This is a genomic window from Shinella fusca, assembly GCF_014203155.1.
Taxonomy (GTDB): Bacteria; Pseudomonadota; Alphaproteobacteria; order Rhizobiales; family Rhizobiaceae; genus Shinella; species Shinella fusca.
Genome location: NZ_JACHIK010000002.1, coordinates 427,736 through 441,060, shown reverse-complemented (window position 1 = coordinate 441,060; position 13,325 = coordinate 427,736). Strand labels below are relative to the sequence as shown.

15 protein-coding genes are annotated in these 13,325 nt (G+C 67.1%); 6 read left to right on the top strand and 9 right to left on the bottom strand.

The features are described 5' to 3' along the window. Nucleotides 1-12: 12 nt before the first annotated feature. The 4 genes from HNQ66_RS04325 to HNQ66_RS04315 form a co-directional block, all read right to left on the bottom strand. On the bottom strand, nt 13-312 hold the full coding sequence (locus HNQ66_RS04325) for a DUF2218 domain-containing protein (protein ID WP_184141232.1): 300 nt from the start codon (nt 310-312) through the stop codon (nt 13-15). 90 nt (nt 313-402) lie between these two features. Further along, nucleotides 403-1,719: an alpha/beta hydrolase-fold protein gene (locus tag HNQ66_RS04320; protein ID WP_210308666.1), complete on the bottom strand. Its 1,317-nt coding sequence runs from the start codon at nt 1,717-1,719 to the stop codon at nt 403-405. Then, entirely contained in the window at nt 1,686-2,015 is a 330-nt protein-coding gene (locus HNQ66_RS23410; RefSeq protein ID WP_210308665.1) for a hypothetical protein, read from the bottom strand. Before HNQ66_RS23410 ends, HNQ66_RS04320 begins: the two co-directional genes overlap by 34 nt. Then, complete coding sequence (locus HNQ66_RS04315) at nt 2,009-4,159, bottom strand: TonB-dependent siderophore receptor (protein ID WP_246434175.1); 2,151 nt, start codon at nt 4,157-4,159, stop codon at nt 2,009-2,011. The genes HNQ66_RS23410 and HNQ66_RS04315 overlap by 7 nt, the downstream gene beginning before the upstream one ends. Before the next feature lie 230 nt (nt 4,160-4,389). Between HNQ66_RS04315 and HNQ66_RS04310 the strand changes: the two genes are divergently transcribed. Continuing rightward, nucleotides 4,390-5,265: a helix-turn-helix transcriptional regulator gene (locus HNQ66_RS04310; RefSeq protein WP_184141228.1), complete on the top strand. Its 876-nt coding sequence runs from the start codon at nt 4,390-4,392 to the stop codon at nt 5,263-5,265. A 12-nt stretch (nt 5,266-5,277) separates the two neighbouring features. Here HNQ66_RS04310 and HNQ66_RS04305 read toward each other — a convergent pair whose 3' ends face one another. From HNQ66_RS04305 to HNQ66_RS04285, 5 genes are all read right to left on the bottom strand, one after another. Next, nucleotides 5,278-6,636 (bottom strand): MBL fold metallo-hydrolase RNA specificity domain-containing protein, encoded by a 1,359-nt coding sequence (locus HNQ66_RS04305; protein ID WP_184141226.1) that lies wholly within the window; start codon nt 6,634-6,636, stop codon nt 5,278-5,280. A 15-nt stretch (nt 6,637-6,651) separates the two neighbouring features. Next, the gene (locus HNQ66_RS04300) at nt 6,652-6,963 is read right to left on the bottom strand and encodes a phasin family protein (RefSeq protein WP_184141224.1); all 312 of its coding nucleotides are present in this window, start codon (nt 6,961-6,963) and stop codon (nt 6,652-6,654) included. Nucleotides 6,964-7,001: 38 nt separating this feature from the next. Then, nucleotides 7,002-7,832, bottom strand: coding sequence for a universal stress protein (locus HNQ66_RS04295; RefSeq protein WP_246434174.1), 831 nt, complete (start codon nt 7,830-7,832; stop codon nt 7,002-7,004). A 110-nt stretch (nt 7,833-7,942) separates the two neighbouring features. Then, on the bottom strand, nt 7,943-8,578 hold the full coding sequence (locus HNQ66_RS04290) for an NrsF family protein (RefSeq protein WP_184141220.1): 636 nt from the start codon (nt 8,576-8,578) through the stop codon (nt 7,943-7,945). A 1-nt stretch (nt 8,579) separates the two neighbouring features. Then, nucleotides 8,580-9,134: a sigma-70 family RNA polymerase sigma factor gene (locus tag HNQ66_RS04285; protein ID WP_184141218.1), complete on the bottom strand. Its 555-nt coding sequence runs from the start codon at nt 9,132-9,134 to the stop codon at nt 8,580-8,582. 223 nt (nt 9,135-9,357) lie between these two features. Here HNQ66_RS04285 and HNQ66_RS04280 point away from each other — a divergent pair, with 223 nt between their 5' ends. The 5 genes from HNQ66_RS04280 (at nt 9,358) to HNQ66_RS04260 (ending at nt 13,313) form a co-directional block, all read left to right on the top strand. Then, a complete protein-coding gene (locus HNQ66_RS04280) occupies nt 9,358-9,642 on the top strand; it encodes a BufA1 family periplasmic bufferin-type metallophore (protein ID WP_184141216.1) in 285 nt (94 codons plus the stop codon). A 68-nt stretch (nt 9,643-9,710) separates the two neighbouring features. After that, nucleotides 9,711-10,565 (top strand): MNIO family bufferin maturase, encoded by an 855-nt coding sequence (bufB, locus tag HNQ66_RS04275; RefSeq protein ID WP_184141214.1) that lies wholly within the window; start codon nt 9,711-9,713, stop codon nt 10,563-10,565. A 3-nt stretch (nt 10,566-10,568) separates the two neighbouring features. Beyond that, on the top strand, nt 10,569-11,354 hold the full coding sequence (locus tag HNQ66_RS04270) for an HvfC/BufC N-terminal domain-containing protein (RefSeq protein ID WP_184141212.1): 786 nt from the start codon (nt 10,569-10,571) through the stop codon (nt 11,352-11,354). Continuing rightward, nucleotides 11,332-11,823, top strand: a complete 492-nt coding sequence (locus HNQ66_RS04265) for a DoxX family protein (protein WP_246434172.1) — start codon at nt 11,332-11,334, stop codon at nt 11,821-11,823. Before HNQ66_RS04270 ends, HNQ66_RS04265 begins: the two co-directional genes overlap by 23 nt. Nucleotides 11,824-11,951: 128 nt before the next feature. Then, nucleotides 11,952-13,313 (top strand): chloride channel protein, encoded by a 1,362-nt coding sequence (locus HNQ66_RS04260; RefSeq protein WP_184141210.1) that lies wholly within the window; start codon nt 11,952-11,954, stop codon nt 13,311-13,313. Nucleotides 13,314-13,325 lie beyond the last annotated feature (12 nt).

Sequence of the window (13,325 nt, the reverse complement as noted above, 5' to 3'; positions counted from 1 at the left end):
ATGCTGAAATGCTCAGGCGACCCTGTCCTGCCGCCGCCAGTCGAGCGCCGCCATGTCCTCGCGGAAGGCGAAGCGGACGAGATGCGATTCGACGATCGACTGCACCTGCGCCAGCCCCTCCTCGTCGCCGGCACGCGCAACCATGCGCAGGCCCGTCTCATCCGCGTCCAGCACGGCGGAGCCGCGGCCGAACCGACATTCGCCATGGCTTTCCGAGTAGCTGACCTCGATCTTGTGGGCGAAGTGCTTGCACAGCTGCACCAGATATTTGGGGCCGCTTGCGGTCGTCAGGACAGCGGTGGATTCGAGCATGGCCTTTCCTTCTTCCGGACGGGCGGCAGCTTCGCCGCGCCGTAAAATATAACTCTTCTAGTCATGTTTTCTTCGCAAGGAAAGCCGGCCCTACGGCCGGTCCTTGCCGAAGAGCGCGATCAACCCGTCCGAGATCACACCCTGCCAGACCAGATAATCGTGGCCGCCGGCATAGTCGCGATAGGTGACGGGAATGCCCTTGGCCTCCAGCACGTCGCGCAGGTGCCGGCTGGTCTCCAGAATGCCGGCCGTGCCCTGCGCGCCGGTCTCGAAGAGGCCGGCGGAAAGGAAGACGCGCAGCGGCAGCATCGGGCCGGCGGCGACCTGCCCCGCCACATATTCGCTGCGGTCCTCCGGCGTGCCCGGCGGGCTCCACCAGAAGGAGCCCGACATGGAGAGCGCATTGCCGAAGACCTGCGGGTGGTGCAGGGCGACCGTCACGGCGGCAAGCCCGCCATAGCTCGATCCGGCCAGCACCGTGCGCGCGGCCGGCGCCGCAAAGCCGGTCTCCTTCACCACGAAGGGATGGAGCTCCTTCGCCATGAAATCCGCGAAGGCGGGATTGGCGGGCAGTTCGCGCGCCCTCGCCTCGCGATCGGGATTGGCGACGAAGACCGCCACGACCGGCGGCACCGCACCGGCAGCGATCATGTTGTCGAGGATGCGCGGTACCGGCACGCGCTCCAGATACTGGTCCGCATCGAAGACGAAGAGCAGGATTGTCCGCTTGTCGGCGGGGGCGAAGCCGGCCGGCCGGTAGATGGTGACATCCCGCCGGTTGCCGAGGGCGGGGCTCTCGATGGAAAGTCGCTCCAGCGTGCCCGCCGGGCTGCCCCTTTCGGCAAGCCATGGCTGCGGCGGCGCGCCGGCAAGCTCCAGCACGGAATCCTGATTATAGGCGTCCGCCGCATCGGCCGGCCACGGATGGCGGTTCAGCGGATCCGCCTTCGCCGTCGCGAGGATGGCGACGCGCCGGTCCCGTGCGGTGCCCGGCACGTCGGGCACGTCGAAGGCGAGCTGATAGGAAAGCCGCGTGCCATCCGGCACCTCGAAGCTCCTGAACCAGATGTCGGACGCGCCGAGCCGATGCAATTCCTCGTGGTCGCCGCTCGGCGCGCCGAAGAGGCGGATGTTGCGCTCAGCGCCCCGGCCGAGGAAGGTGACGATCCTGTGCCCTTCCCGCCCGTCTTCGACGAGGGGCGTGCCCCTTGACGCCACCATGGCCCAGAAGGCATCCGTCGACTGGCCGGCGGCAAGAGCGGCGGCCATGTCGGCAATCGTCGGGCTGAGATAATCCGGCGGCGGCGGAAGCTGGTCGGCGGCGGCCACCTTGCGCTCGATCGCCAGCGCATAGGCGCCGGGCGCCTGCGCGCTCACCACCAGCCGGTCGTCCGGCCGCTCCGCCACGAACTGGAAGTCGGCAATGCCCCCCGCCCCCTCGGCAAGGCGGCGCAGGTGCCGGCCTTCCGCATCGACGAGTCGAGATCGAACCGGCCCGCCGTCACGCGCAGCCGGCCCTTGAGGTAATCACCGGCGGAGGCCTGCGGGTCGAAGGCCTGCCGCGCCCCGGCGGCCGTGGCCGCGCCCTGCGCCTCGCCGTTTGCGGCAAGCGGCACGGCCTGCGGCGTCTCCGCCGCAGGCATGGGTGTCATCGAAAGGCCCATGGCGAGAAGCCCGAGCCCGATGATCTTCAACCTCACCATTGCTTCTTCAGCGTCGCGACGATGCTGCGTCCCTCGCCATAGAAGCAGGCATAGGCATTGGCGCAGGAGGCCACATAGCGCTCGTCGCCGATGTTCTTGACGTTGACCTGGAGCGAGAGCCCGGCAAGGTCCGGGTTCTTCACGCCGAAATCGTAGGACGCCATGGCGTCGAACAGCGTCACCGCGCCGACCTTGAACGTATTGGCGCCGTCGCCCCAGCTCGTGCCGATGTAGCGCAGGCCCCCGCCGACGGTCAGCCCTTCCAGCGCGCCGGAATCGGCCGTGTAGGTCGCCCAGAGCGAGGCTTGGTGCTGCGGGATGCGCGAGGGCATCTTGCCGACTTCTCCCGCATCGACAGACTCTTCGACGACCGAATCGATGTAGCTATAGCCGGCGATGAGCGACAGGTTGTCCGTCATCTCCGCATGAGCGGAGAGTTCGATCCCGTGATTGTGGATCTGGCCGATCTGCTTGTAGACCGGGCCGGGATAGGTCGCGGCGACGACATCATTTTGCGTCAGGTCGTAATAGGCGGCCGTCAGAAGGATGCCGCTGCCTTCCGGCGCATATTTGACGCCGGCCTCGAACTGCCTGGCTGTCGTCGGCGAGAAGGCGGACTGCCCGGCGGGCGGCGAATAGAGCGCGGGCTCGAAGGACGTCGCATAGCTGACATAGGGCGCGATGCCGTTGTCGAACGTATAGAGCGCGCCGGCGCGCCAGGTGAAGGCGCCGCCGTCATAGGACTGGTCGTTGTTGGTGGCGTTGAGGTCGTCGATCTCGGTTTTCGCCCGGTCGTAGCGGACACCGCCGAGCAGGTCGAGATTGCCGATCTCCACCTGGTCCTGAAGATAGACGCCGGCCTGATGGGCGGTCGTCTCCGTCCAGGAGTCCTTCGGCAGCACGAGCGTGTCCAGGCCGAGACCGCCATATTGCGGGTCGGTGAGATTGAGCGTCGGCACCGAGGCATAACCCCACGCATAATCGCGTGTACGATACCGATAGTCGAAGCCGGCGAGCAGCGTATGGTCGGCAGCGCCCGTCGAGAACGTGGCCTCCATCTGGTTGTCGATGGTGAACTGGTTCCAGTCGTCCGTGCCCCCGCTCGCCGTGCGGTTGAGGATCGTATTGTTGCCGGTGACGGGATCGGGCGAAAGGTAGCCGTAGACGAGCGTGTGGTGCAGCCAGTCCGTACGGTGGTAGCGCGCGTTCTGGCGGAAGGTGACGTTGTCGTTCAGTTCATGCTTGAACTCGTACCCGATCCACGCCTGCCGGCGCTCGGCGCGCTCGAAATCCGGATCGGAGGCGAAGAAGTCACGCGGCACGAAGCCATAGCCCGGGATGGGTGTGACGGTGCCCGCCGCATCGAGGAAGTTGCGGTAGCCGGCATCCGGCTCGTACTGGTATCCGCCAAGCACCGTGAGTGACGTGCCCTCGTCCGGCGACCAGGTGACGGACGGCGCGACGGCGAAGGACTTCTGCCTGGCGAAATTCTCCTGCAGATCGCGCGACAGGCCCGTAACGGCGAGGCGATAGGCGAAATCCTCGTCGATCACGTCGCTGATGTCGAAGCCGCCGGAGACGTAGCCGTCCGTGCCGAGGGAAAGCTCCACCTCGCGCAGCGGCGCGCCGGTCGGCTTCTTGCTGACCATGTTGACGATGCCGCCGGGATTGGCCTGTCCGTAGAGCACGGAAGCGGGACCCGAGATCAGCTCGACGCGCTCCAGGAGATAGGGATCGATCTTGGCATAGGAGAGATCGCCGCCGAGGAAGAGGCCGTCGAGATATTTCGGCACATAGGAGAAGCCGCGCACGAAGATCTCGTCGCGCAGGTTGGAGGCGCCGCGATATTCCGTGAAGACGCCCGGCGTATAGCGCAGCGCCTCGGCGACGGACTGGGCGTGCTGGTCCTCGATCTGCTCCTTCGAGACGACGGAGACGGTCTGCGGCGTCCTGGCGATCGGCGTATCGGTCTTGGTGCCGGCAAGGCTTTTCTTCGCGACGTAGCCGCCGACCGGGCCGTCGCCCCTCTCGTCGGCGCCGCCATCGACGACCACCGCTTCCAGCGCGGTGCTGCCGTCGTCCGCCTTTTTCTCCTGCGCGGCCGCCACGTTCAGCGTCAGAATGCTCGCTGCGGCCAAAAGCATGATGCGATGCCGACCGATAGACGGCGAAAGAGTGCCCCACATTTTCCCGAACCCATACACACGAAGGCCGGCGCGACGGCCGGCGATTAAACTTGATTAACGCAGTCAACTATGCCAGTAGCTTGGTTCGGCTGTCGACCGCAAAGACTTTCGCGCAGGCTTCAGAAAACTTCGCGCAGGAGGCAGCCGCGGTCATATCGGCGGGTCGGGCGATGCGAGAGGGCGGCGTCTTGAACATCAGGATCAAACCGGAAATTCCCCAGCACCTCTTCGTGGGCGCGATGGACGGTCCGGCAAGCTGCACGCCGGACGACAACCTCTACGACGTCTGGCCGAAATTCCTGCTGATGGTGCTGCTGCAGGGCCAGCAGCATTTCGTGATGGACGGGGAGCATTTCCACATCGAGGCGGGCGACGAGGCCCATCCGGAGCCGGTCGTCTTCCTGCTGAACGTCGCGCGCGACTGCCAGCTCCGGTTCGTCAACGAGAGCACCACGCCGCTGCGCAAGGTGATGATCTCCGCACCGCAGCCGTGGATCGACCGTCTCATTCGCTCGCAGCCGACGAGCATGCCCAAGCTGAGGGCCTTCTTCTCCCGGCACCTCGCCACCTTCCGCTTCGCGCCGAACCGGCATCTCATCCAGACCGCCGAGCATATCCTCAAGCCGCCGGTGGCGATGGCGGGCGAACTCCTGACGCTCCATCGCAATGCCCATGCCTTCGACATCCTGTGCCAGGCCTGCTCGGTGCTGGTGGAGGCGGACAGGGCCGCGCCGAACCAGCCGTCGGCGGGCAGTCGGCGGCAGAGCGAGAAGGTGCGCGACTACATCCTCGCCCATGTCTGCGAGGACCTGACGCTGGAGCGCATCGCGCGGGCGGTGGGCATCAGCACGTCCTCCATCCAGCGTCATTTCAAGGAGCGTTTCGGCATCGCCGTATCGGATTTCATCCGCCAGCAGCGGCTGGAGACGGCGCGCATCGCGCTGGAGCGGGACGGTATCCCGATCTCGCAGGCCGCCTATCTCGCCGGCTACCGCAATCCCTCCAGCTTCACCACGGCCTTCAAGAAGGCCTACGGCGTCACCCCCAAGCACCGCCGGGCCTGAAGCCGGCCGGGTTCAAAGCTCGAATTCCTGATCGAGACGCGGCACGACGCTCGGCCATCCGAGCTCCCGCGCAATGCGGATACGCAGGGCTTCCGACGCCTCCGCCTCGCCATGCACGATGAAGACCTTGCGCGGCGGGCGCGGGCAGGCGGAGAGCCATCGCATCAGCTCGCCGGCATCGGCATGGGCCGAGAGCATGTCGAGATGGGCCACCTCCGCCTTGACCGGCACCCAGTCGCCGTGGATCTTCAGTTCGGCCGTGCCTTCCTGCAACGAGCGGCCCCGCGTTCCGACTGCCTGGAAGCCGGCAAGCAGGATCGTGTTGCGCGCATCGGGCGCAAAGGCCTTCAGATGGTGCAGGACGCGGCCGCCGGTCGCCATGCCCGAAGCGGAAATGACGATCTTGGGAAAGCGGTTCGCGCTGATCGCCTTCGAGGCCTCGACATCCTGCGCATGGCGGGCGATGGCGCTGACCGCCCCGCAGGTCTCCCCGTCGAGGCGATGGTCCTGCATGTGGCGGCCCAGAAGGCCGGTCGCCTCGATGGCCATGGGGCTGTCGAGGAAGAGCGGAACCGCGGGCAGGCGGCCCGCCTTCTCCAGCTTCCAGAAATAATAGAGGAGCTCCTGCGCCCGCCCGACGGCAAAGGCCGGAATGACGAGCGTGCCGCCCCGCCCGATCGTCCGCTCGACGATCGCGCCCAGCGCCGCGGCCGGATCGGTCCTGTCGTGGAGGCGGTCGCCGTAGGTGGATTCGATCAGGATATAGTCGGCCGCCGGCGGCGGGGCCGGGTCCGGCATGAGCGGATCGCCATAGCGGCCGATATCGCCGGAAAAGAGGATGCGCCGGCCGCCCCATTCGAGGTCGACGCTCGCCGCGCCGAGGATATGCCCCGCAGGCCGGAAGCGGAACGACGCGCCGCCGGCAAGCCGCACCGTCTGGCCGAAGGCCGCGGTCGAAAAGTGCCCGACCGCCCTTTGCGCCTCCCGCACGCCATAGAGCGGCAGGGCCGGCCGGTGCCGCGACAGTGCGTGCCGGTTGAGGAATTCCGCATCCTTTTCCTGCAGATGACCGCTGTCCATCAGGATCAGTTCTGCGACGTCCCGGGTCGCCGGTGTCGCGTAGACCTTGCCATGATAGCCGTCCCGCACCAGCCGCGGCAGGTATCCGCAATGATCGAGATGCGCGTGGGTCAGGATCACCGCGTCGATATCGTGCGGCGGGACCGGCAGCGGCGCCCAGTTGAGTTCGCGCAGGTTCTTCAGGCCCTGGAAGAGGCCGCAATCGACGAGGATACGATGCCCGTCGAGGGTGAGCAGATGCTTGGAGCCGGTAACGGTTCCCGCCCCGCCGAGCGATTTCAGTGAAAGCACGTTCCCTCCGATACTCTATTGCGGCGGCTCGCCGGCGGCCTCCGTGACCGTATCGACACCGCGCCGCAGATCCTCGAGACCGGCTGCGACGGACTTTTCGGCAAGCTCCGTCTGGCAGACCAGCATGCTCAGCGGATCGCTGCATTCGGCAAGGTTCTGCAGATGCGCGGCCTGGTCCTGAAGCAGCCGCGAGGCCGCGACCAGCCAGTAGCGATGCATCGCCAGGCCGATCTCGAACGGCGCCCGGAGGAAAGGCTCCGTGCCGATCACCGGCCAGGCAAGGGGTGCGGCGGCATGCTCGGTCGTCATCATATCGCATTCAGGCATAGTCACCTCCTGTCGTCTTTTCGGAACATCCTATGTGGCTACCGCATCAGGAAGACCGGCACGTCGCAGTCTTCGAGGATCGACGCGGTGACGCCGCCGAAGACCCGCTCGCGCAGACGCGAATGGCCGTAGGCGCCCATGACGATCATGTCGCAGCCAAGCTCCAGCGCATGCTGGCGGATGACGTCCTGCGCCGCCCGCTCTCCGCTCGCAAGCTGCTCGATGAAGACCTTGGCGCCGTGCCGGGAGAGGAAGGCCGCCATGTCGGCGCCCGGCTCTCCGCCATTGCCGAAATAGGAGGCGTCCGGATCGACAACGACGAGGTGGACCGCGTCGGCGCCCGCCAGCATCCCGGCGGCGGCTTTCGCGGCGCTCGCCGCCTGCGGGCGGGAATTCCAGGCGAAGAGCACGTTCTTCGGCTTCAGCGACGTCGGCCGCAGCGCCGGCATGAGGACGAGCGGCGTTCCGGAATCGAAAGCCGTGGCATTGACGGCGGCTTTGCGCAAGTCGTCATCCGAACGGATCCCCTCCCCAAGAACGACCACATCCGCATACATGGCACGCATGCCGATATTGCTTTCGATGATAAAGCGGTCGTCGTAGATATGATCGATATCGAAGGAGAGGCCGCCTCTCCGGCAGCGGTCTTCCGCCTTGTGCCGGACGTCGATCAATTCGTCGATCTCCTTCTGGCGCGCATCCAGCCACGCCGCGGCGGCGGGATAGTCCACGCCGAACGTCGAGATCGCGGTCCGCAGCACCACCACCGAAAGGTGCGCCTCCAGTTCCGCCGAAAGCGCGATGGCCTTGTCGAGGTCCGCTTCGCTCGTCGCGGTGCCGATGAGCGCGAGTATGGTCTTGAATGACATGTGCAAGCTCCTTCACTGGTCCGGTTGCCCAATGAAGGAAGGCTAGCCCCTGCCCGAGGCGACCGCGATGATCTCCGTCAAACCGTAGAAGCGCAACTTGACCTATGCGGTCACCAGCGAAGCCAGCGGCGGCCGGCAAGCGCACCGGCCACGGTGACCACGGCAATGGCGATCGTGTACCAGGTGGCAAGGAAGAGCGGGCTGTCGTCCGGGCAATGCCAGGCATAGACAGCCACGGCGATGGCGCCGGCGGCAAGCCCGGCCGTGGCGCCCGCAAAGGTTGGATTTTCCGGCGCACCCTTCTTCAGTGCCCAGAACAGGCCCGCCAGCGGGGCGAGCGAAAGAACCGGCACGAAAAACACGCAGAACAGCGCGTTCCGGCCGACGAGGCTCGCCGGCCAGGCATCCGCCGGCAGCACGAAGAGTTCGGCGGCGACGGCGGCGGCGACCATCAGCGCCGGCACGGCGAGCAGCAATGCGGGGCCGCGCGTTTCCGCCCCCGGCCGGCCGATGCGCACGGCAAGCCGCGCGGCAAGGACGGCGAGCATAAAGGTGACGGCGATCTTGAAGAGCACGCGCGCGGTCTCGAAGACGCTCGCCATATTGTGGCGGATGCCGACGGTAGCAACGAGGAGAACCACTGAGACGGCGATGCCGACACCCAGCGCAAGCGCAAGCGCGCGGCCGTAGCGCAGGCCGGTAGGGGCATCTTGCGCCATCAGGGTGATCAGGTCGTCGGTCTTCATGTCATTCGCTCCGGTAGAGGGCGGCCAGCGATTTCAGCGCCCGGTGAAGGGCGACGCGCACGGCCACTTCCGTCATTTTCAGCCGCGCCGCCGTCTCGCGGATGCCCTCCCCCTCGATGGAGATCGAGCGGACGATATCGCGCTGCGGCTCCTTCAGCCGGGCGAGCATCGTTTCCGTGTCGATCCGGTCGGCCGCCTCATTCGTTTCGTCCGCCGCCTCCAGGAAATCGGAGACATCGTCGATCGGCACGTTCTTCTGCCGGCCCCGGCGGCGCAGGCTGTCGATCAGCTTGTTGCGCACCAGCGTCGTGAGCCACGGGCCGAGCGGGCGGGCCGGATCCCAGGTGCCGCGCTTGAGGTGAATGGCGAGCAGCACTTCCTGCACCACGTCCTCTGCCTCGCTCAGGGGCGCGCCGTAAAGGCTGCAACGCCGCCGCGCCATGGCACGCAGATACGGCGTCACCGCGAAAAGGAAACGGCTATAGGCCTGCGCGTCGCCCTTTATGGCAAGGCGCAGCCAGTTCGCCCATTCCTCTTCACGCGCCGACTGTGTCACTGTTTCCTACCCTACGCCGGGGAACACGATTTTGTTACCGCATGGAAGCAAAGATTTCCGTAACGACAACAAGTCTCTGATTTAACAATTCTTTTTCCAACACTACCGCCCGCCGGGCGGGCCGCCGGCAGGCGAAAGCGACGCAAGGCCTGTAACGAAGGCACGGCGCTCTCCGTAGCCCGCAATGCACAGCCAATGGGGCTGGCCACTAACGGAGACAAAGATGAAGACCATGATCGCCACCCTCGCCCTTGCCGGTTCGCTCGCTTCCGCGCTCGCCGCCGTCGCCACCCCGGCCGCCGCTGCCGACGACGCGAAGGAAAAGTGCTATGGCGTCGCCCTCAAGGGCCAGAACGACTGCGCCGCGGGCGCCGGCACGACCTGCGCCGGCACGTCGAAGATCGACTACCAGCAGAACGTCTTCAAGCTCGTTCCCAAGGGCACGTGCCTGTCGATGAAGACGCCGGACGGCCACGGCATGCTGGAACAGGGCATGGCGCCGGCCTGAGGCCTGCACCCGCCCCACCGGACGGCGCCTTCGCGGCGCCGTCGCTTCTCCCGTCGAAAGGCTTCACCATGATCCCCTCCGCCCTGCCCCGGCGCACCGGTGCCGGCTTCAAGCCCGAGCATTTCGCCGCCATCATCGCCGAACCGCAGCCCATCGGCTTCTTCGAGGTCCATGCGGAGAACTACATGGGCGCCGGCGGTCCGCCGCATACCCAGCTTGGCCGGCTGCGGGAGGATTATGCCCTCTCGGTCCACGGCGTCGGCCTCTCCATCGGCTCCATGCAGCCGCTCGACCGCGCCCATCTTGCCCGGCTGAAGACGCTCTGCGAGCGCTACCGGCCGGAGAGCTTTTCCGAGCATCTCGCCTGGTCGACGCATGACAGCGTCTTCCTCAACGACCTCCTGCCGCTGCCCTATACGCAGGAAACGCTGGACCGCGTGGCCGACCATATCGATGAAGTGCAAGAGACCCTCGGCCGGCAGATGCTGCTCGAAAATCCCGCCACCTATGTCCTGTTTTCGGAAAGCACGATCGAGGAGACGGCCTTCCTCGCCGAGGTCGCCCGGCGCACCGGCTGCGGCCTGCTGCTCGACGTCAACAACGTCTTCGTCGCCGCGACGAACCACAATCTGGACCCAGGCGACTACATCGCCCGCTTCCCGCTGGAGGCGGTGCGCGAGATCCACCTCAGCGGCCATTCGGAAACGGTGGACGAGCTCGGCGCGCCGCTCCTCATCGACAGCCACGACACGCCGGTGAAGGATCCCGTCTGGGCGCTCTACGAGACGGTCATCAGCCGGACGGGACCGGTCGCCAGCCTCATCGAATGGGACAATGACGTGCCCGCCTGGCCGGTGCTGCGGGGCGAAGCCGCCGCCGCGCAGCGCATGCTCGACGCGGCCGCGCGGCAAAGGGCGGCCTGAACCATGTCGGACGCCACCCAGAGCGCCTTCGCCGCCGGCCTCCTGGAGGCGACGCCGCCGCCCGCCGGCATCGCGGCCTGGAATTCGCCCTCGCCGGAGCGGCGCTACGGCGTCTACCGCAACAACGTGGCGGCCAGCCTCACGGGCGCGCTTGCCACGCGGTTTCCCGCGGCCGAGCGGATCGTCGGGCCCGACTTCTTCCGGGCGATGGCCGCGGTCTTCATCCGCCTCAATCCGCCGCGCTCGCCGCTGCTTCTGGCCTATGGCGACGATTTTCCGGATTTCGCGGCGAACTTCGAGCCGGCGCGGGAGATCGCCTATCTCGCGGATGTCATGCGCATCGAGGCGGCCCGCACGCGCGCTTATCATGCAGCCGACGCCGCGCCGCTCGATCCGCAGGTTCTCGCCGAGATCGCCCCCGACCGGCTGGGCGGCCTCGTCCTCGTTCCCCAGCCGTCCCTCTCGGTCCTCTCCTCGCCCCATCCGGCGGTAACGATCTGGGCGATGAACGCCGGCGAGCGTCCTGTCGAACCCGTTGCGGACTGGCGGGGCCAGGACGCGCTGGTGGTCCGGCCCCACATGATCGTCGAGGTCGTGCCGCTTCCGCCCGCCGGCGCGCCCTTCTTCGGGCATCTGGCGCAAGGCCGCGCACTTGCCGAAGCCGCGAGCACGGCCATGGCAGCCGATGCCGCCTTCGACATTTCCGCAAATCTCGCAATCCTGCTCCGTGCCGGAGCCTTCACCGCCATCAGGAAGGACCAAGACGATGAAGACCGCGACCATGCCTGACCTCGCCGTATCGCTGCCGCAGCGCCTTGTCGAACGGGCGATACAGGCGCTCGGCCATATCCCGAGCGACGTCATCGCCCTTGTCGCGCGCCTTTCCATAGCCGGCGTCTTCTGGCGATCCGGCGAAACGAAGCTGGACGGCTGGTCGGTCTCCGACAGCGCGGTCTATCTTTTCGAGAACGAGTACAGGCTGCCGCTGATCGATCCCTGGCTTGCCGCGCATCTCGCAGCCTTCGCCGAGCATGTCTTTCCGGTCCTCCTCGTCGTCGGCCTTGCCAGCCGGTTCTCCGCGCTGGCGCTCCTGGCGATGACGCTGGTGATCGAGATCTTCGTCTATCCGGATGCCTGGCCGACGCACGGCACATGGGCCGCCTGCCTCCTCTTCATCGCCGCGCGGGGCCCGGGGCTTTTCTCCATCGACGCCCTGATCGCCCGGCGGACCCGGAACCGGCATCGATCCGGCGCCTGACGGCAAGGCAAACAGCGCGCACCGCCAAAAAAGGGGTGTCGCTCCGCCCGGACTCGTGCAAGAACGGCACCTTCATGGCATGGCCCGGAACGGGCATGCCGCCGGTCCAGCGCAAACCGAAAACCCGGATGGCCGATCTATACCGCAAATCGAAACTGCTCCGGCGCTCCCGCGTCTTCTGGGGATCCTTCTCGCTCTGGCGCCCGCGCCTCGTCTTCTGGTGCGGGGCGCTCGCGACCGGCGTGATCAGCGTCGGCTTTGCCAAGCTCGCGGACCTTGCCCAGCGCGCTTTCGCGCATGCGACCGCGGCCACGGAATGGAGCTTCCTGCTGCCGCTCCTCCTCACGCCCGCCGGTTTTGCGCTCTCGGCCTATCTGGCGATCCGGTTTTTCCCGAATTCGCAGGGTAGCGGCATCCCGCAGGCAATCGCCGCGCGGCACCTGAAGGATGAAGAGGACCGCGGCAGGCTATTGTCCCTGCGCGTCGCCTTCGGCAAGATCATGCTGACCGTGCTCGGCCTTCTTTCCGGCGCCTCCATCGGGCGCGAGGGCCCGACGGTCCAGGTCGGCGCCTCCATCATGCTGGCCGTCGCGCGCTTCGGCGGCATGGCGCAGGCGCGCGGCCTCATCCTCGCCGGCTCGGCCGCCGGCATCGCCGCCGCCTTCAACACGCCGCTTGCCGGTATCGTCTTCGCCATCGAGGAGATGAGCCGCACCTACGAGGCGCGCGCCAACGGCTTCGTGCTCGCCGCCGTCATCCTCTCCGGCCTTGCCGCGCTCGGCATTTCGGGCAGCTACCAGTATTTCGGCTCCACGTCGGTCGCCCCGACCGACCTGCGCGACTGGTGCCTCGTCCTCGTCTGCGGCATCGGCGGGGGCGCGCTCGGCGCGGCCTTCAGCGGCTTTGCCCTTTATTTCGGCCAGCGCATCCGCCGCTGGGCCCAGCCCGAACCGATGAAGCGCATGGTGCTGTTCGCGCTTTGCTGCGGGCTCGCCATCGCCCTCATCGGCGTCGTTTCGGGCGGGCGCACCTTCGGCACGGGCTATGCCGAGGCCAGGAGCGCGGTGCAGGGCGAGGCCCTTCCCCTCCTCTTCTTCGTGGAAAAGTTCGCGGCGGGGTTCCTTTCCATGCTGTCCGGCATACCGGGCGGCATCTTCGCCCCTTCCCTCTCGGTCGGCGCCGGCCTCGGCAGCACGGTCGGCTCGCTTCTCGGCACCAGCGTCGCGCTTGCGGCGGTCCTCGGCATGGCGGGCTATTTCGCCGGCGTCGTGCAGGCGCCGATGACGGCCTTCGTCATCATCCTCGAAATGACCGGCGACCATGACGCCGTCATCCCGCTGATGGCAGTCTCCATGCTCGGCTATCTCACCTCCCGCATCCTTTCCCGCGAGCCGCTCTACCACGGGCTCTCCCGCGTCTTCATCGCCGCCGCGATCCGCGCGCGCCGCGCCGCCGAAAAGAGCGCGGACCAGACAGCCCCGGGCACCTAGCCGGGGGCGGAT

What these genes read in the sequence shown, in the direction of transcription:
- HNQ66_RS04260 (WP_184141210.1), top strand. Translation starts at nt 11,952, where the DNA reads ATGGCCGATCTATACCGCAAATCGAAACTGCTCCGGCGCTCCCGCGTC.
- HNQ66_RS04325 (WP_184141232.1), bottom strand. Translation starts at nt 312, where the DNA reads ATGCTCGAATCCACCGCTGTCCTGACGACCGCAAGCGGCCCCAAATAT.
- HNQ66_RS04315 (WP_246434175.1), bottom strand. Translation starts at nt 4,159, where the DNA reads ATGCTTTTGGCCGCAGCGAGCATTCTGACGCTGAACGTGGCGGCCGCG.
- HNQ66_RS04280 (WP_184141216.1), top strand. Translation starts at nt 9,358, where the DNA reads ATGAAGACCATGATCGCCACCCTCGCCCTTGCCGGTTCGCTCGCTTCC.
- HNQ66_RS23410 (WP_210308665.1), bottom strand. Translation starts at nt 2,015, where the DNA reads ATGGTGAGGTTGAAGATCATCGGGCTCGGGCTTCTCGCCATGGGCCTT.
- bufB (WP_184141214.1), top strand. Translation starts at nt 9,711, where the DNA reads ATGATCCCCTCCGCCCTGCCCCGGCGCACCGGTGCCGGCTTCAAGCCC.
- HNQ66_RS04290 (WP_184141220.1), bottom strand. Translation starts at nt 8,578, where the DNA reads ATGAAGACCGACGACCTGATCACCCTGATGGCGCAAGATGCCCCTACC.
- HNQ66_RS04300 (WP_184141224.1), bottom strand. Translation starts at nt 6,963, where the DNA reads ATGCCTGAATGCGATATGATGACGACCGAGCATGCCGCCGCACCCCTT.
- HNQ66_RS04265 (WP_246434172.1), top strand. Translation starts at nt 11,332, where the DNA reads ATGAAGACCGCGACCATGCCTGACCTCGCCGTATCGCTGCCGCAGCGC.
- HNQ66_RS04295 (WP_246434174.1), bottom strand. Translation starts at nt 7,832, where the DNA reads ATGTCATTCAAGACCATACTCGCGCTCATCGGCACCGCGACGAGCGAA.
- HNQ66_RS04270 (WP_184141212.1), top strand. Translation starts at nt 10,569, where the DNA reads ATGTCGGACGCCACCCAGAGCGCCTTCGCCGCCGGCCTCCTGGAGGCG.